The sequence below is a fragment of the Brasilonema octagenarum UFV-OR1 genome (genome assembly GCF_963888615.1).
Lineage (GTDB): Bacteria > Cyanobacteriota > Cyanobacteriia > Cyanobacteriales > Nostocaceae > Brasilonema > Brasilonema sennae.
Window position 1 is genome coordinate 13,343 of record NZ_CAWPKW010000109.1, and the last position, 19,324, is coordinate 32,666.

Here is a 19,324-nt window from a genome sequence, read left to right on the forward strand (position 1 = left end):
TTTGCTGATTGCTGATGATGAAGTGCTACTTATGCTGACTATTGCATTGCCGAAAGGGGAACTTCTTAAAAATAGCATCCGGATTCTGCAAGATGTGGGATTGGATTTTAGTGCTTTTTTGGATTCAAGTAACCGCCAACTTCAGATTTCTGACTCTAGTGGCAAAGCCAAAGGGTTGCTAGTGCGAGCGCAGGATGTGCCAGTATATGTAGAATATGGTCAGGCACAACTTGGTATCGTTGGATATGACGTGTTGCGCGAGAAAAAGCCACAAGTAGCCCACTTAGTTGACTTGGAGTTTGGTCATTGTCGAATGTCGGTGGCGGTGAAGCAAGAGAGTGCTTACCGTTCCGTGTTGGAGTTACCACCTCATGGTCGAGTTGCTTCAAAATATGTCAATAGTGCGCGAGAGTATTTCCACGGTTTGGATTTACCTGTGGAAATTGTACCGCTGTATGGTTCTGTGGAACTAGGTCCAATTACAGGGATGTCAGAAGCAATTGTGGATTTGGTTTCCACAGGACGAACCTTACGCGAAAATGGTTTGGTTGAAATTGAAACTTTGTATCAAAGTACGGCAAGATTGATTGCTCATCCTTTGAGTTATCGTTTGAATGCAGATGATTTGCTTGGATTGATTGAGAAACTGCGAGCGATCGCCCTTGGCGTGCCCTGTGCCTGACTCACGCAGTGAGTCCCCTGAACAGAGTTCAGGGCTGCAATCGAAGATTGCAGAGGCACATACGGGCGATCGCTCTGGCTACAGTTTAACCTAGATCTCTTTACCAGGGATTCATGCAGTTTTGTGATTAAATCTATGTGCTTTATATATCACATCTATCAAAAGTAGTATATTTTACAATAAAGTTGAACACACATTCATCGAAATAAGCTACTTTTTTAAGTAGACCTCTCCAAAAATGGCTATAAAACCTTTACCGCGCTTGCACTAAAAATCATTTTTGGAGAGGTCTAGTGATAGAAAGCTCAAAGCATTAAATTTCAAAAAATTTAATCAAGATTTATGCTTGTCATGATTGATAACGAAACAGCAAGACTTGAAGCCCTGCGCCAATATCAAATTCTTGACACTGAACCTGAAGAAGCATACGACAATATTGCTCAGTTAGCTGGCTTGATTTGTGATGCTCCTATAGTCCTGATCAATTTTATTGATGAAAACCGCCAGTGGTTTAAAGCAAAAATAGGTTTGGATGTGCCAGAAATGCCTCGTAGCGTCGGATTATCTTACCTTTGCCAAGAGCTACGAGATGTGGTAGTCGTTTCTGATACTTGGGTTGATGAAAAGTTAGCAAACAATTCAGTAGTCAGATCTTATCCTTATGTACGGTTTTATGCGGGTATCCCCTTAATGACTCCAAAGGGAGATATGGTGGGCACTCTTTGCGTGATTGACCAAGTACCACGGAAACTGAGCCAAAAACAAGTAGAAGCACTTAGGGGACTAGCTCGCCAAGTGATTAGTGAATTGGAGCTAAGGCGTAACTTGGCTGAGGTATCCCATTTTGCTGAAGAACTTAAACGCACGAAGGAAAAACTGGCACACAGCGAAAATCTTCTCCGTACAATCATTGAGTCAGAACCAGAGTGTGTCAAATTGTTAGCCAAAGATGGCACACTACTGGAAATGAATCCAGCTGGATTGGCGATGATTGAAGCTGATTCCCTCAATCAAGTACAGGGAAGCTGCGTTTATCCCCTGATTGCCCCGGAGTATTGTCAAGCCTTCATAACACTTGCACAGGAGGTTTTTCAAGGCGAATCAGGAATACTGGAGTTTGAAATTATTGGTCTTAAAGGCACTCGTCGCTGGCTGGAAACCCACGCCGTTCCCCTGCGTAATTCTGAGAAAGACATCATTGCTTTGTTAGCAGTGACACGGGATATCACTGAACGTAAGCGAACTGAGGCTTCCTTACGCGATCGCGAACAACATCTAAAGCTAGCATTGCAGACTGCTAAACTCGGTTCTTGGGAGCTAGATTTGAAAACAGGCGACTTATCTTGCTCCAACCAATGCAAGGCAAATTTTGGTTTGCCGCCTGAAATTGAGCTTTCTTATGATACGCTACAGCAACGCGTTCATCCCGAAGACCGCGCCTATAGGCAGGAAGCTGTAAGACTTGCTTTAGAGGAACGCCAAGATTATGAGGCAGAGTATCGCTGTATCTGGTCTGATGATACCATTCACTGGATATTGGCACGAGGTACTGGAATTTATGATACTGAGGGTAATCCCACTCGCATGATTGGTGTCACACTTGACATCACTGCTCGTAAACAAGCTGAAGAGGAATTCAAGCGTCAAACCAAGCGTTCTCAACTATTTGCCGAAATTACCCTCAAAATTCGTCAATCTTTAGAAATTGAGGCAATTCTACAAACCACGGTGATTGAAGTTCAAAAACTGCTACAAGCAGACAGAGTTATTATCTTCAGATTCTGGGGAGATGGTTCAGGAACCGTGGTGCAAGAGTCAGTGTTACCTGGTTTTCCGGTTGTACTAGGACAAAATATTCTTGATCCATGCTTTGCCCGAGATTATCAAGAAGCGTATCGTCGGGGGACAATCAGTGCGATAGCCAACATTGAAACAGCAAACATCCAACCTTGCCATAAAGAATTTCTTTCCCAATTTGCTGTCAAAGCGAACCTCGTTGTCCCAATTCTTCAAAGAGAAAACCTCTGGGGTTTACTCATTGCTCATCACTGTGAGTGCCCCCGACAATGGAATAATGTAGAAATTGAATTGTTGCAACAGCTCGCAGACCAAATAGGCATTGCCCTATCTCAAGCACAACTTTTACAACAAGAAACCCGTCAACGTCAGGAACTAGCTCGTTCCAATGCCGAATTAGAACAATTTGCCTACGTTGCTTCTCATGATTTGCAAGAGCCATTGCGAATGGTGGGGAGTTACTTGCAACTTTTAGAGCGACGATACAAGGATAATCTTGATGCTAGGGCTAATGAGTTCATTGGTTACGCTGTAGACGGTGCACATCGAATGCAGACACTTATCAATGACTTGTTGAGCTATTCCCGTGTTAGCACACGTGCTCAATCTTTTGGGCTTGTGGATTGTCATTGTATTGTCAATTGCGTTCTAGCAAATCTCAAAGTTGCTCTTGAAGAAAGTAACGCTGTCGTCACCTACGATACTTTACCCAAAGTGATGGTGGATGCTACCCAACTGTCGCAGTTGTTTCAAAACCTCATTAGCAATGCCATCAAATTCCGTAGTCAACAGCCACCTCAAATTCATATTGGGGTTGAACGTATAGAGGAAAGATGGCAATTTGCTGTGTGTGATAATGGAATAGGTATAGAATTTCAATACTTAGAGCGTATTTTTGTGATTTTTCAGCGTTTACACACTAGAAATAAGTATCCTGGTACTGGCATTGGACTTGCAATATGTAAGAAAATTGTAGAACGCCACGGTGGAAATATCTGGGTGAAGTCACAACCGCAACATGGTACAACTTTCTTCTTTACAATTCCTGATACAGCAGAAAACAAATTGTGAGCTTTGAATCAATCATGCCTATTGAGATTTTGCTAGTGGAAGACAACCCTGGCGATGTGCGATTAACCCAGATAGCTCTCGAAGACAGCAAAATTTCCGTGAACTTGAATGTCGTGGTGGATGGCGTAGAAGCCATAGCATTCTTACGCAAACAGGAAAACTATACTCAGGTACCCACTCCTAATATCATCCTGCTTGATTTAAACCTGCCTAGAAAAGATGGAAGGGAGGTGCTAGAAGAAATTAAAGCAGATCATACCCTTAAACGTATTCCCGTAGTTGTTTTGACAACATCTAGAGCTGAGGAAGATGTCTTAAAGGCTTACAACCTCTGTGCTAACTGCTATGTTACGAAACCTGTTGATTTTGATCAGTTTGTCAAAATAGTACATTCAATAGAAAATTTTTGGTTCACTGTTGTCAAGCTACCACCGGAGTGAAGAAACGAATCAATAAAATAATGAAAATTTTATTAGTAGAAGACAATCCTGGTGATGTCGTTCTTTTAGAAGAGTTTTTACAAGATGTTACTTCTGTAAAGTTCTACTTGAAGCAGGCGGAGCAACTGGACGAAGCGCTGCGCTTTTTGGAGCAAGAAAGCTTTGATGTCATTTTGCTAGACCTTTTACTTCCCGATAGTCAAGGATTAGAAACATTTATTAAAATCCATCATCAAGCTCCAGCCATTCCCATTATTGTGCTGACAGGTTTTAATGATGAAACCTTGGCAATTAAAGCTATGCAACAGGGAGCGCAAGATTATTTAGTTAAGGGACAAGTTAATGGTGACTTACTAGTGCGCTCAATGCGCTATGCTATTGAGCGTCAGCGAACAGAGGAAGCATTGCGACAAAGTGAGGAGCGATTTCGGGTTGCCCTAAAAAATTCGCCAATTATTGTTTTTAACCAGGATAAAGAGTTACGCTACACCTGGGTTTACAATGCCAATCTTGGCTCTACACCTGAGGAAATGATAGGCAAACAAGATTGCGATTTGATTTGTGCAGAAGATGCTGAACGTTTCACAAGTATTAAACGTGGTGTACTTACCACAGGTATAGGAACTAGAGAGGAAGTTTCTATCGAAACCGCTCAAGGAAAACGATATTACGACTTAACTGTAGAACCATTACGCAATGAGTCGCAAGAAATCGTAGGTATCACCGGCGCTAGCATCGATATTAGTGAACGTAAACTTGCTCTTGAACAAATTCGCCAACAAGCGGCTTTGCTTAATGTCACGACTGATGCAATTTTTGTGCGAGATTTAAATAACTGCATTATATTCTGGAGTCAAGGTGCAGAAAATCTTTACGGATGGCAAGCTCAAGAGGTGATTGGTAAAAATGCTAATCAACTTTTGTACAAGGAACAGTCATCAGAAATGGACGCTGCTCTTTCGATTGTTATGAGCAAAGGAAAGTGGCAAGGCGAGATTACTAAAGTAACTAAAAATGGCAAAGAAGTTCTTGTAGCCAGCCGCCGGACGTTAGTATGTGATGAAAACAGAAACCCCAAGTCTATTCTGACTGTTGACACAGATATTACCGAGAAAAAACTTTTGGAAGCGCAATTGTTCCGCGCTCAACGTTTGGAAAGTCTTGGCACTTTGGCTAGTGGTATTGCTCATGACTTGAACAATATTCTCACGCCAATTTTAGCAGTGGCTCAATTATTACCGCTAAAATTCCCTCACGTCTACAAGCAAGATAAGCACCTGCTAGAAATACTAGAAAATAGTGCCAAACGAGGAGCTGAACTCGTCAAGCAGGTTTTGTCATTCGCGCGAGGTGTGGAAGGAAAGCGCATGACTTTACAACCCAAACACCTGATCAGCGAAGTCACAAAAATTCTTAGAGAAACATTTCCAAAATCCATCGAAGTCTACACAGAAATAGCAAAAGATTTGTGGATGGTTTCTGGAGATGGGACACAACTTCATCAGGTGTTAATGAACCTTTGTGTCAATGCTCGTGATGCTATGACGGGCAATGGGACTTTAACTATCTCTGCTGAGAATTTTTTTATTGATGAATACTATTCTCAAATGCATCTGGAGGCAAAAACTGGACCTTACATAGTCATAACTGTTTCAGATACTGGAGTTGGTATTCCTCGTGAAGTCATCGATAGAATTTTCGAGCCATTTTTCACAACCAAAGAACAAGGTAAAGGAACAGGACTAGGTCTTTCCACTGTTATGGGTATTATCAAAAGTCATGGTGGTTTTGTCAACGTGTGCAGTGAGGTGGGATCTGGTACACACTTTAAGGTTTACTTACCAGCAGTGCAGGGAACCGAAACACAACAGGTACAAGAATTAGAAATTCTTGCAGGACATGGAGAAGTTATTCTGATTGTAGATGATGAACCGTCAATTCAAGAAATTACCAAAGCTTCATTAGAAGCATACAACTATCAAATTCTGACTGCGAGCGATGGTATTGAGGCGATCGCCGTATATGCTCAACATAAGAACGAAATTAGTGCTGTGTTGATTGATATGATGCTACCTGCGCTAGATGGTTTAACCGTCATGCGTACTTTGGAAAAAATCAATCCACAAGTTAAAATTCTTGCTACTAGTGGACTGATGTTCACCACTAAACTGCCTACAGTGGGCAATAATGTCAAATCATTTCTACCGAAGCCTTACACAGTTAAGGAATTATTGCACGCTTTACAGCAGGTTCTTCAGTAGAAATACAGACAGCAGTTCCAAACTTGCATTCTGCTAAACCTAAATAACGCACACCTTCTGGGTTAACTTCAAAACGACAAGGCAAAATCTCTAAACCAAGCTCGATACCAAGCCTGAATAATTTACCATATACAGGATCAGTACTATCGCCAGGGGCAAATTCAGTGCAATCGCTTCGATTTATAAAGTAAAGCATAACGGCACGATTTTGAGGTAAGAGTGCTGTCAGTTCTCGCAAATGCTTTTGTCCTCGCGTTGTTTCTGTGTCTGGAAATAGTGCTAATTTCCCATGCGCCCAAGTTGTATTTTTGACTTCGAGATATATAGGACAAGGATTTTTTGTTAAAAGTAAATTATCACTTTTTAAAAACAAATCGCTAGATGGGACGTTGATGTTTGTATGTGGAGATAACAAGAAATCTACCCGACTTGATTTATTTTCTCCATAGGAAACTTCAGGACGAATTTGGCTATAGTTTCCCAATTGTGGAAAAAGGTATGTTTCTAAAGCTAATTTGATAATCCTATTGGGAAGATTTGTATTTATACCTACCCATGTAGGTTCGTTGTCGTGTACCTGGATCATTTCCCAGGTATAGGGAAGTTTGCGGTTAGGATTATCAGTGTAAGACAGCTGCACTGCGCTACCAGGAGTACAAACTCCTGTCATTGGTCCTGTATTCGGGCAGTGGGCTGTTACAATTTCTCCAGAAGCAAGTTCAACATCAGCAAAAAATCGCTTGTAGCGTCTGAGCAAGACACCAGGATATAAAGGTGGGTAGCGGTAAAGGTAGTCGTTAGTCATTTGGTGATTTTTATTAACAATTTGAAATGAGTCAACGGAAGATTTAAGTATGAGTGTAAAGATTAAAGTATTTCACTTTTCAACCTGTATCCTGACTTCATTGTTCAAATAAACGCCATGAATGACGAATTTTACAATAAAGGATTGGAAAGAGCCAAGCAAAAAGACTATGCTGAAGCCATTGAGGAATTTACCCGTGCTTTGCAGCTAGCGCCTTACTTTGCCGAAGCTTACTATCAACGGGGTTTAGCATACTATGATTTAGGAGAAATGTTGAATGCTGTTTCTGACTTCACAGAAGCGCTGAAACTTAACCCTCAAAGTGTAGAGGCTCATTACTGTCGCGCCTTAGCACGAGTGGCGCTGAAAAATCAGCCAGGGGCGCTTGCGGATGTAGAGCAAGCTATTCGTCTGAATGTAAATTATGCGGCTGCTTATAATTTACGGGGAATCGTGCACCGTAAACAAGGGTATATTCAAGATGCGATCGCCAGCTTTAAAAAAGCAGCAGAATTATATTTGCAACAAAACGACACAGAGAATTGTCGCCAGTGTCTAGAAAAAATTAAACAGCTTCAACCAAAGCAAAAACCTGCTTTTGTACAACCAAGTCCGATCATTGCGCCACTCAAATCCGAAAAAGAATATTTCACGCAGTTGCTAGAAAAAGCAGAAAAAGGCGACACGCGCGAAGCAATGGAGGATTTAAACTGGGCTTTGCGGGTTGATTCACAGGATGCACAAGCCTACTGTTGTCGAGGGGTGGTGCGTTGCAAGTTGGGTAACTATCGGGAGGCGATCTCTGATTTCAACCAAGCGCTGCGACTGAATTTTGAGGATGCGATCGTCTATCGCAACCGAGGAAAAGCGCGTTCTTCTTTGGGAGATCATCAAGGGGCGATCGCTGATTTCAATCAAGCACTCCAAATGCAACCCCAAGATGCAATGCTGTATGTTGCCAGAGGCAATGCCTATCGAGTCATGGGGTATTATCTTGGTGCAATCAACGACTATAGCCAAGCATTGCAAATAAATCCCGATGATGCAACAGCTTACTACAATCGTGGCATTGCCTACACTTGCTTAGAAGAAATGGAACGTGCTGTTGAAGATTATCAGCGTGCAGCAAGTCTGTTTTGTGAAAAAGAAGATTGGGAAAATTACCAACAAGTTTTAGATAGTCTCAATAAAATTCACTCTCCCAGTTCTAACTCCAAAGAAGCAAAGTCTAACTTGCTACGACAACGTCTGTTGAGATTGGTTGGGGGATATTGGGAAATGGCGCAAAGATTGATTGATCAAGCGAAGTATGACTATCCTGGAATGTCTGAGGAGTGGTACTTGCAGAAAGTCATTGGTGATTGGGAACGCGATCGCGGATAAGTAGAGAGAGTGTTATGACTTGAAACTCTTATTTAACGGCTCAAGTTGATTGTAATCGACTTGAGCCACGAGCCACCATAAGATATCAAGAAGTAAGTAGCGCTTATTTGTGCTGTTTTTTTCTACCATTCAGCAATTTTGACCAGGTTACCTTTATTAGGATTATATTGTAAAGTCGCATTCAGAGAGAGCGGCTGACTAATACTTGAAAGAAACTTGATTACATCTGAAATCATCAAAGTTGCTATCAAAGTATTGAGATATGAAATTGACGATGATACAACTGTTGAAGAATTATCATCCAGCCCCTTTTCCAGTTCTTTATTGTGCTGAAGAAACTTTTCCATATGGCTCTTGTGAGTCAATAATGGACCTACGATGCCATGATAAACTCCCACACCTGAGAACATACATGGTACATTTTCCTGTATGCAATACTGTACTATCCATGACCCAATAGTAATTGGTGGTGTGTCAGCACAACACAAAATAAAATCTGGCTTTTCTAAGTCTTTTAAACCTGTGTATAAATCTTCGATTGAATTGATCCTGATTTTACGAGTATGGATTTTTGTATCAGAGTTTCTCGCTAAAATATAATTGCGTAGTGCTTCAACCTTCGGTGTACCAAGATCAGTCTGACTAAAACAAAACTGACGGTTAAAGTTTGTTATATTCACAGTATCATCATCGAGCAATATAAAGTTTTTAATGCCAGCAGCTACCAGATGTTGAACTGCAATATTTCCACCTCCACCACAACCAATGATACACACAGACTGTTTTGAAAGCTTTTGTTGTGCAGCATTGGGATCGTCAACGAAATCTGAAAAAAATTCGACTTGCTTCTCGAAGGGTGTTTCTTTAAATTCGTTTGTGTATAAAGGTCTTACGACACCCTTAGAATCCAAAAGTGAGATAACTTTTTCAAGTCTATCCCCTGGTAGTAAACATGCTAATGTATTAAGTTGTGTTCCTACAACCATTTGCTTTAATGCTTGCACTACCTCTTGAGGAATGTTAGATAGTACAAAAGACTGTTGACCATTTGTTAGTAATGTTTTCTGTTTTGATGGAAAAAATAAATATATACTAGGCTTCAAGGCTATTCCATCTTGGTATTTCTTCAATATGTTCATACTTACCCATATATGGAAAGACAAAAAATGCAACTTTATCCAGAAAATTATTTGATAGTAATTGCCGAGGAATAAATTTTACAGAGAATAGCCAAAGCCAATAGAAAAATGACTTTGGCTATTCTCTAGTAGTTTGGCTAATGGCAGTTATGGTGACAATTCATTCGGAAGTAAGAAGTGGGAGTAAGGATATCGATTATCTGACTCCCAACTCAAGCAAAAAGTGCGCTTACATAGTCCTCACAAGTATTCTTTGTGTCGTCTGAAACATCAATTTAATAATGCCAAGTTTATAGACTTCAGCCAGTAGATATTAGAAAAGGGAATACTAAAATCTCCATCTTCCGATTACTATTCTGAATTATTGAATTGATGTTTTAGAGCCGAGCAAGTATTCGTACTTAACTGAATACAGTTTTTTTGACACAATTTTTTAGAACATTGGACAGACTACAAGCAAGTAAGTTCAGTAATGAAATTTGCAGTTAGCTTAGATTCAGCTTGTATCTATGTTGTCAAGCGTTACCTGTTAAGCAACGTCTCAGGTTCTTAGTATCGCACAGGATATGTTACTTTATTGTCAATACCATCATTATCACCGCCCTGGTTACCCAATAAGTTAATTGGTGCAGCAACTCCTACAGTATTACCATTTAGTAGACTGATATTATCTAGTAATCCACCTTGAATTTTACCAGTTTCGTCAGCACCTAATTCGGTGATGAAACTTTCAGGATTCTCAAAAAACAAATCAGCGTTAGCAGATTCTAGATTTCCAAAAGTAATGTGAGCCATTTTAATTTACCTCTAAGTAAGAATTATTTGTGTTTTTCAACAAAACAGAAATGTTTTATTGCTGATTACCAGCTTAAGTAATAAACTCATATGATTCAAGTATTTTTAACTAGGCTTTTGGACAGAATAGTTACATTTTCGCTTTGATTGAAATTAGCACTAATTTAATTAGCTATGGGCTAACTAGTCAAAAAACGCCGAATTAGAGGAGTTGGAGTCATAACAAGTTATACGTGTATATAAAATTAAGATGTAAATCAACTGCAAAGTATAGATAGAACTGACATAACTGATGCAGTTATTGCTGAACTGATATTTTGTACCTACCTATTTAAACCACATTGCACAAATTCGTAGCCCTATATCTGTCATTCTGTTTTTGAAAAATCGGGATGACCCCAAAAAATAGACACAATTGTTTTAGTTATGTGCTACTCAGATAAGTATTTGGTTCAAAAATATATAAAACTCCTATTTAATTTTTGTGAAACCTAGGTATACCCCCAACAGTATTTTTTCTGTTAAGCGTTAAGCGTTAAGCACCCCCACGAGTTAGTATGGCTCCGCCACGCAAGCTAACATAAATCAAACCGAATTCCTATATAAGAAATATAACTGCATCCTTTTTGTCTTTTTAGTAGTCATTCCAACCTTGAAAAACCAGAGTAAATAGTAGAGTATAGTAAACAGGAGAAGGCAAGATAAAGTTAAACCTATAACAGAGAACATCCTGCATCTTAATAAAAAAGATGCAGGAACTTTATTAAATCAAAATTTGCCAGTCGCCAGAACTAGGAATCACTTTGTTGTATGATTAAAAATCTGGAATGATTTCCATCTGATAGATTTGTTGTTTAACCCACTCTGAAAAATAATCTGCAATGATTTGGTTACGTAACTTCTCATCTAATTCTGGTTGAACTATTTCTTCCACAAGAATTAAATTTATTCCTGAAGACGTCACAATTGGTTTGAGAAGCTGAGGTGGCTTAGCAGCAAAGACAGCAGCAGAAATTTCTGGCTTTAAATCTTTACGATGTACTATTCCCCGATATCCGCATTTTCGGCGTAACTCTGTGTCTTGGATATATGTGTGAGCAACATCATAAAAACTCATTTCACCTTCTTTTATGGTGTAATAAAGCTCTATTGCTAAATCTTCGTCATCTAAGACTAGTTCGTATATGACTGCACCAACATAGTCTAGTTGATTTTCAAAGAAATAGGGTTCAATTTTATCTGCAAAGAGATGTTTTGCCAACTCTCCATAAATGAAGTTGTTATATGCGATTTTTTCAAAATCATCTATAGAAAGGTGATGCTTTTGTAGCCATAGCCATGTCTGTTCAGCACTTTTAAGGTGATTAATGAATCGCAATGTATCTGCAGTTTTCTGGAGTGCTTGATCTTCTACCTCAATGCCAATCTCCTCAGTAGCAGCTACAACAATTTTACGGGTGATAATTTCTTGGAGAATCTCAGGAGTTTTACAAGATAGCTTGACTTGTTGAAGAATATCTTCACTAGTAATAGTAACAGTCTTTAACATAATATTTATTCCAGTTAAGTAAACAAACTTAAACCTAGTACTCTCTACAATTTAAAATTTCCTTGCTGTAACTGCTGGAATGGATCGAGCAGAAAATCAATAATTCGACGTTGTCGTACAATCACCTCAGCTGTCGCTGTATCGCCTGGACGCAAGGAAATACATTTATCTCCCTTAGGAATACAATTGTGTTTAAGGGCAATTTCTAAGTTATAAGCTGCTACCTTCCCATTAGCTGTTTCTACCTCTGTTGTTGTAGGAGAAATTTCCACCAACTCTCCTTCTACAACTCCATAATCCTGGAATGGATAAGCATCAAACTTTAGCTTTACTGGCATTTTTTTCTGCAATGAACCACTCTCGGCTGTTGCTATCTGTGCCCGAATAACTAAAGGCGCACCTTCTGGAGCAATTTCTGCAACCATTGTTCCTGACTGCACAACAGCCCCAGCCCTTTGTATTGGTAACTGAAACACTCTACCTGCGACAGGTGATTTTAAGACTCTTTGCCCTAACTGTAGCTGTAAAGTTTGAATTTGACTTTTACTTTGAGCAATATCTGACTTCAAAGTAGTTATTTCTGTTTCTAGATTATTGACTTGTTCTTGACTTTTTAAGATAGCTAGCTTACCAGAATGAGTCAAAGTCAGATAACTTCTTTGCTGTTCCTTCAGGCGTAAGTCAGCCTGCTCAATCTCAGATTTTGCTTTGCGAATAGTCTGCTGATAATTACTTTGTTGTTCTGTCAAGCGTAGTTTTGCTTGCTCAATGTCTGATTGACTTTGTGCAAGCAACTTTTGCTTTTCATTTGTCATGTCTTGTTTTTGTACAACATTAACTTCTGCAATAATCCCTTCTTTACTTAACTGTTTATAGCGTTCCAATTCCTGCTGAGTGCTGGTTAAACTACTCTCTACAAACTTACTAGCTGTTTGACTAGACTCAACAGTTTGTCTTGCCTGGTTGACTTGTGTCAGTTTTTCTTGTTTTTGTAATTCATAAGAGTTTTGCAAAGCACTCAAATTCTGCTGCGCCTGCTCAACTTGAGCTTGTTTTTCTAACTCTTGTGCTTGATTTTGTTGTTGCTGAGTTGTCAAAGCGACAACTAACTGCTTTTTCAAAACATTCAACTGCGACAGGCGATTTAACTGACCTTGCAATTTATCTTTTCCTTGATGCAACTCTGTTTTAACTAATTCAGAATCCAATATCAACACAGGTTCCCCAGCTTTGACTAATTCACCTTCTTTAACCGGAATTTTGGCAACAGTTCCAGTAACAAGAGTATCTAAGTTAACTGTCTTACCCTTCGGCTCAAGTCTTCCTCTAGCAGTGCCTGTTTCATCAACTTTAAACAACATCGTCCAAGGCAAAACGATCGCCGAAAAACTCAACAGAAAATATAGTAATCCTCTCGTCCAAACATGAGGTAAGCTATCAAGTAAATCCTGAGTGACCTCAGACCAATCATCCTTTGGTTTATCAGTTACCTTATCAGTTGGCTGAACTGATGTTTGAGAATTGAGAATTTCTTGATAGTTTTTACTCTCCTGGATGTTGTGAGTGTGAACTTTTCCATTTAACGTATTTGTCATGATTTCTCCTTACAAAGTTTTGGATTTTGGCAGCTGAAAATGGGGAGATGAGGAAGAGTAATATAGTCAATTTACTCCCCTGCTCCCTGCTCTCTGCTCCCTGCTCCCTGCTCTCTGCTCCCTGCTCCCTGCAACCCAAGCGCTCTTCCTTGTCCCCTCACGCCGCCATGTTCAGCTGCTGTTGTTGATTGAGGTAGAAATAATGTCCCCGCTTTGCCATTAATGCTTCGTGAGTTCCACTTTCAATCAACACACCTTTGTCTAAAACCAAAATCAAATCTGCATTTCGTATTGTTGAGAGGCGGTGAGCAATGACTAAAGCGGTTCGCCCTTTAAGGATTGTATTCAAGTTCCTTTGAATAATTCGTTCTGATTCTGTATCTAGATGGGAAGTCGCCTCGTCGAAAATTAATAAGCGGGGATTACCTAATAATGCTCTGGCGATCGCAATCCGCTGGCGCTGTCCACCAGACAACAAACCTCCACCTTCACCAATTTGGGTTTCATAGCCCATTGGCAACTTTTTAATAAACTCATCAGCACCTGCCAAATTTGCTGCTTCTATAACCTCTTCTAAAGTTGCTCCCGAATGTCCTAAACTGATATTTTCTCGAATCGTGCTGCCAAACAAAAAAGTGTCTTGATCAACAACTCCCACACAGGAACGTAAGGAACGTAGGGAAATACTCGTAATATCTAGTCCATCAATCAAGATGCGACCATCTGTTAGAGGATATAACCCTAAAACCAACTTGGAAATCGTCGTCTTTCCCGAACCACTACGTCCCACCAGCGCCACCATTTGCCCTGGTTGTATTTCAAAGTTGAGGTTTTCTAGAATATTCGTTTCACTTTCTTTGTGATAGCGAAAAGTAACATTATCAAAGCGAATTTGTCCATGAAGTTCTGATAGTGATTGCCGCAGTTCATGCTGCAAATCTTCTTCAGGTTCTGCATCCAACACATCATTAATGCGTTCGGTTGCAATTACCACTTCCTGTAATTGATTCCATAACACTGTTAATCGTTGGAAGGGTGAAATAATATTTCCCAATAACATATTAAATGCGACCAATTGCCCAATGGTTAATTGGTTTTGAATCACCAAGGATGCTCCAAACCATAGCAAGACGGTAGTTGCGACAGCTTGAATTGTATTGCTAAATAGTTGTAATAAATTGCTGATAACTTGCCCGGAGAAGTTAGTTTTTACCTCCTTATGTAATAACTCCTCCCAATGCCAACGCACTGTTTGTTCGACTGCGGTGGATTTCACCGTCCGCACGCCAGTCATGATTTCAATCAGGTAACTACTTTCATTGGTCACAGCATGAAAGATTTCTCTGGAAATCTTTTGTAAAAAAGGTGTCGCAATCAACGCCAGCAAGAAAAAAGGCGGTATGATCACCAACGCCAGCAATGCCATTTTCCAGCTATACCAAAACATCAATCCTACATAGATAAAAACTGTCAGGAAGTCCAGTAGGATAGACAAAGCGTCACCGGAAAGGAAGCGTTGGATTTTGCGGTTTTCTTGTACACGAGAGATGATATCCCCAACATAACGGGATTCAAAAAAACTCATCGGAAGTCGCAAAGTGTGGCGAATAAACCCCACAATTAATGCCACATCTAGCTTATTTGCCGTATGGAACAGCAGATATTGTCGCAAACCCACAATCGCGACACGAAACAGGCTAAAAATCAGCAACCCTAACCCCACCGCCGTTAAGGTGACTTGCGATCGCTGCACCACCACTCGATCCAAAATTAATTGGGTAAATAAGGGAGTAACAAGTCCAAATATCTGGATAAATATAGAAGCGACAAGCACTTCTAGCATGACAACAGAGTGGGGCTTGATCAACTCAAAGAATTGCCAAAAAGCAGTTGTCGTTTCTTTGGCATCCTTTAATAAGACTGTGGGTTGCAGCAGCAGCGCGTAGCCAGTCCATTTTGCTTTAAATTCCGCATGGCTGAGGGTACGTTGACCAATGGCGGGATCTGCTACTACGACTTTTCTTGGACCAATTTCATAGAGAACGATGTAGTGCTTGCCTTCCCAGTGGACAATGGCAGGTAGTTTTTGCTTCCCCAACTGGTCAAGACTCGCTTTTACAGGTCGAGTACCAAATCCAAGACTTTCCGCAGCCGCCGATAACCCGCGCAACGACGCGCCACTGCGGTCAACATTAGCAATATCCCGGACGCGGTTGATACTGAAGCGTTTCCCCCAATAACGAGATACCATCACCAAACAAGCTGCACCGCAGTCAGATGCACTTTGTTGGGCAAAAAACGGATAGCGCCGAATCATCCGTTGCCAAAAATGCCCAACTCGTTGCGTAGGATTGGGGAAGTAAGCTTTGCTTATCCTTTTCCCTTGCTTTGGTTGTACTGCTGATGTTGAGGAAACATTTATCTTAGGATATGGTTTGTCTACATTTGTTGTTTGAGAATCATTTCTCCCCAAAAGTCGGGAGTTGCGCGTTTGCACTTGGGTGTGTAAGTGTTCCCGAATTTGTGGGTGTTTAGCCATAAGTGGTAGCAGCACCTCTTTTGGGATAAAGCACACTTGTAAATTCAAAGCAGCCCTAGCTTTGTAAGGCTGAAAATCAGACTCAGGAAATAAAGTAAATTCGCCAAACGACGCACCCACCTCCAAGGAGACGATCAATTCTTCTGCGTCGTTTAGCAACCTTACCTTCCCAGCAACAACAATATAGATGCCAGGTTCAACGTGGTTTCCTTGCCAGAATTTTCCGACTTTTGGATTAAGAATTTTAGCCGCCTGAAGACAACGTTGAAACTCTTGTTCAGAAAGAGGATATCCTAGAGCATTGTTCAACTGTTGTAGAGAAAGCAAGTGCGCTTGTGTTGGATTGTGCGCCATAGATATCTGAATCAGTCCCTAATTTTGTGAGATTAAGAGGCAATAATTCAGTGCTATCCGGCGGATTAGCCGAATTGAGGTCACGAATTAAAATTTTTGAACTCTTGGCAAAGTCACTCTTATCCGTGTCTTTGTCAGCATTTTTCGGTTGTGGTTTAGTAGATAACCCCATTTGTTTGAGTAGGCGAAGAATATGGCGATCGCTTATCTCAACTCCAAATTCTTTTGCCAAATGTTTTCTCAGCCAGTTTGCTGTCCAACGTTGAAAAGAATAGCCGTAATCACGAGGACTATCGTTGACTAGTTGCTGCAAACGCTGCAAATATTCGTCATTCACAGCCATTGGACGACCAATTGGACAATCCTGCCATTGGTGCGCCATACCTGTACGCGCTATATGCGTCCAATGCCTTGCTGTTGCTGGAGAACACCCTAAAGTTCGACAAATTTCCGTTTGGGATTTCCCCTCATCTACCAGCAACATAATCTGGATACGCTGGCGGTATAACTCAGGTAAATCTTGCTGTAGACTTTTTTGCAAAAGTTTGCATTGAAACATTGTCAAAAACTTACCATGAGTCACTGTTGGGTGATTGGTATCAAATTTACCTTGATAGTGTGACATATCTGTAAAATATAGCTGTTTATTGTCAAATGGTTTACGTTATAGACACACGTGATTTTGCTAACATTTGTACAAAAAGTCATATAAGTGCTCATCAGCAGCCAATGCTAGTAATACTTATTTAAGAAACTTTTTTCAAATTAAAACTCAGTGATAACACTTAAAAGTTATGTTGTTGTTATTCTCTTTAATATCTGTTTATAAAAGATTTAACATTGATATTTTCTATGCAAAAAGTTTAAGAATGTGGCTCAAATATATGTAAACTCTTTACAAGATAAGTACTAAAAACGATATTCGCGAACCACTTTCCCTTTTCCACATCCCGTGAAAAGTCAGACCTGTCTCAGATTCACACGTCCGTATATATCAGCTACCGGCTTTAATTGCTGTAATTTTGACTACTTTTAGTATTTCTTCAAAAGCTACAAATAAACGGCAGCCTTTATTCGACCTTTGGTAGAGTTTTGTTAAGAAAATTTACAAGCCCTTAACAAAAGGAAATAGTTTTTATGGTAGTTGTACATGAAAATAATGAACTACATAACGTTGTAATCATTGGTGGAGGCTTTGGTGGACTGTATACAGCAAAGACTCTTGCCAAAGCGAATGTCAATGTTACTCTTATTGATAAACGTAACTTTCATTTATTTCAGCCGCTTTTATATCAAGTTGCGACAGGTACGCTATCACCTTCTGATATCTCTTCACCATTACGAGCTGTATTCAGGAAAAGCAAGAATACAAAAGTGTTGTTGGGAGAAGTAAATGATATTGACCCAGAAGCCAAAGAAGTTATTCTGCGTGATAGAATAATACCCTACGATACATTAATTGTTGCTACAGGTGCTAACCATTCCTATTATGGTCACGATAACTGGAGACCACTGGCTCCTGGCTTGAAAATTGTTGAAGACGCCATAGAAATACGTCGCCGGATATTTTCGGCATTTGAAGCCGCAGAAAAAGAAAGTGATCCCGAACTACGCCGTGCTTGGTTGACTTTTGTGATTGTCGGAGCGGGTCCCACTGGTGTAGAGTTAGCAGGTGCGATCTCAGAATTGGCATACAAAACTCTCAACGACGATTTCCGCAACATCGACACCTCAGAAACGAAGATTTTATTATTGCAAGGTGGCGATCGCATCCTCCCTCATATGGTACCAAAGTTATCAAAAGTCGCAAAAGTATCTTTGGAAAAGTTGGGTGTGGATACCCAAACTAATACCAGAGTGACAAATATTGAAAATGATATCGTTACTTTCAAGCAAGGTGATCAAGTTCAAGAAATTGCCTCAAAAACTATATTATGGGCAGCAGGTGTGAAAGGTTCCGCTTTGGGGCAAGTTTTAGCAAACCGCACAGGTGTAGAGTGCGATCGCTCCGGACGTGTCATTGTAGAACCAGACTTGACGATAAAGGGTTATAAAAACATCTTTGTCATCGGAGATTTAGGCAACTTCTCTCATCAAGATGGAAAACCCTTACCTGGTGTTGCACCCGTAGCCAAACAAGAAGGAGAGTATGTAGCTAAACTCATTAAAAAACGCCTTCAAGGTAAAACGCTACCACAATTTCGTTACAATGACGTAGGTAGTTTGGCGATGATTGGCAAAAATTTAGCTGTTGTAGATTTAAGCTTCATCAAACTCCAAGGTTTCCTTGCTTGGATATTTTGGTTAGTCGTTCATATCTACTTCTTAATCGAGTTCGACACTAAATTACTAGTAGTATTTCAGTGGGCATGGAATTATCTGACTCGTAGTCGTCGCTCTAGATTGATTACAGGCAGAGAAGCTTTTGAAGATGCGAAAACTGTTACCAACGATGTTCCTTCGACCACTAGAAAAATGCAAGACACTTACAAGGTAGGAGTTTGAAAAGTACGTTCGATTTATTTGTGCCGACTTACTTATAGCAATCCTATTTGATTTGTGTGAAAGTGGCTGCGCGTAGCGCATAAATTGAGAGACACAGATCCCCGACAACTTTTAAGAAGTCGGGGATCTTGTTGTTTACAAATGATTTCGGACTGCTATATTTTATTAATGATTTACGGCGGGTTTGTCAGCCTGACTTTTCACGTCATGTGGAAAAACCAACGCAAAACCTAACCCCCCAGCCCCCTTCCCACCTCTCCCTAACCCTCTCCTAAAAGGAGAGGGAAGCGGAAAAACTTTTTTTGCGGGAAGGGGGAGAATTCAAAGCCTCTCTCCGCGCTGACGCGCCGCTTCGCTAATGCAGGAGAGAGGAATGGAAGCGAGGTTTTCCAGATCCCGTGAAAAGTAA

The 19,324-nt window shown here is 40.4% G+C and carries 13 protein-coding genes; 6 read left to right on the forward strand and 7 right to left on the reverse strand.

Annotated features, from left to right (window positions below):
• Positions 1–31: 31 nt before the first annotated feature.
• The 4 genes from hisG (at position 32) to AC5590_RS08365 (ending at position 6,251) form a co-directional block, all read left to right on the forward strand.
• Positions 32–682 carry an ATP phosphoribosyltransferase gene (gene hisG, locus AC5590_RS08350; protein ID WP_169263601.1) on the forward strand — a complete coding sequence of 217 codons (651 nt, stop codon included), beginning with the start codon at positions 32–34 and terminating at the stop codon, positions 680–682.
• Positions 683–1,024: 342 nt separating this feature from the next.
• Positions 1,025–3,550, forward strand: a complete 2,526-nt coding sequence (locus AC5590_RS08355) for a GAF domain-containing protein (protein WP_169263602.1) — start codon at positions 1,025–1,027, stop codon at positions 3,548–3,550.
• A 14-nt stretch (positions 3,551–3,564) separates the two neighbouring features.
• Entirely contained in the window at positions 3,565–3,990 is a 426-nt protein-coding gene (locus tag AC5590_RS08360) for a response regulator (RefSeq protein ID WP_169263603.1), read from the forward strand.
• Between the two features lie 20 nt (positions 3,991–4,010).
• Positions 4,011–6,251 (forward strand): hybrid sensor histidine kinase/response regulator, encoded by a 2,241-nt coding sequence (locus tag AC5590_RS08365; RefSeq protein WP_211178305.1) that lies wholly within the window; start codon positions 4,011–4,013, stop codon positions 6,249–6,251.
• Here AC5590_RS08365 and sfsA read toward each other — a convergent pair.
• Positions 6,211–7,056, reverse strand: coding sequence for a DNA/RNA nuclease SfsA (gene sfsA, locus AC5590_RS08370; protein WP_169263604.1), 846 nt, complete (start codon positions 7,054–7,056; stop codon positions 6,211–6,213). The two genes, AC5590_RS08365 and sfsA, sit on opposite strands and share 41 nt — an antisense overlap.
• A 117-nt stretch (positions 7,057–7,173) precedes the next feature.
• Here sfsA and AC5590_RS08375 point away from each other — a divergent pair, with 117 nt between their 5' ends.
• Positions 7,174–8,439: a tetratricopeptide repeat protein gene (locus AC5590_RS08375; RefSeq protein WP_169263605.1), complete on the forward strand. Its 1,266-nt coding sequence runs from the start codon at positions 7,174–7,176 to the stop codon at positions 8,437–8,439.
• A 122-nt stretch (positions 8,440–8,561) separates the two neighbouring features.
• Here AC5590_RS08375 and AC5590_RS08380 read toward each other — a convergent pair whose 3' ends face one another.
• The 6 genes from AC5590_RS08380 to AC5590_RS08405 all read right to left on the reverse strand — a co-directional run bounded on the left by AC5590_RS08380 (position 8,562) and on the right by AC5590_RS08405 (position 17,035).
• Positions 8,562–9,578 carry a ThiF family adenylyltransferase gene (locus AC5590_RS08380; RefSeq protein WP_169263606.1) on the reverse strand — a complete coding sequence of 339 codons (1,017 nt, stop codon included), beginning with the start codon at positions 9,576–9,578 and terminating at the stop codon, positions 8,562–8,564.
• A gap of 549 nt (positions 9,579–10,127) precedes the next feature.
• Positions 10,128–10,373, reverse strand: a complete 246-nt coding sequence (locus AC5590_RS08385) for a hypothetical protein (RefSeq protein ID WP_169263607.1) — start codon at positions 10,371–10,373, stop codon at positions 10,128–10,130.
• An 814-nt stretch (positions 10,374–11,187) separates the two neighbouring features.
• On the reverse strand, positions 11,188–11,922 hold the full coding sequence (locus tag AC5590_RS08390; protein ID WP_169263608.1) for a peptidylprolyl isomerase: 735 nt from the start codon (positions 11,920–11,922) through the stop codon (positions 11,188–11,190).
• Positions 11,923–11,966: 44 nt separating this feature from the next.
• Positions 11,967–13,517, reverse strand: a complete 1,551-nt coding sequence (locus AC5590_RS08395) for a beta-barrel domain-containing protein (RefSeq protein ID WP_169263609.1) — start codon at positions 13,515–13,517, stop codon at positions 11,967–11,969.
• A 157-nt stretch (positions 13,518–13,674) separates the two neighbouring features.
• Positions 13,675–16,410, reverse strand: a complete 2,736-nt coding sequence (locus tag AC5590_RS08400; RefSeq protein ID WP_169263610.1) for a peptidase domain-containing ABC transporter — start codon at positions 16,408–16,410, stop codon at positions 13,675–13,677.
• Positions 16,334–17,035 carry a helix-turn-helix domain-containing protein gene (locus AC5590_RS08405; RefSeq protein ID WP_169263611.1) on the reverse strand — a complete coding sequence of 234 codons (702 nt, stop codon included), beginning with the start codon at positions 17,033–17,035 and terminating at the stop codon, positions 16,334–16,336. The genes AC5590_RS08400 and AC5590_RS08405 overlap by 77 nt, the downstream gene beginning before the upstream one ends.
• A 512-nt stretch (positions 17,036–17,547) precedes the next feature.
• Here AC5590_RS08405 and AC5590_RS08410 point away from each other — a divergent pair.
• The gene (locus tag AC5590_RS08410; protein WP_169263612.1) at positions 17,548–18,915 is read left to right on the forward strand and encodes an NAD(P)/FAD-dependent oxidoreductase; all 1,368 of its coding nucleotides are present in this window, start codon (positions 17,548–17,550) and stop codon (positions 18,913–18,915) included.
• The last annotated feature ends 409 nt before the right edge of the window (positions 18,916–19,324 follow it).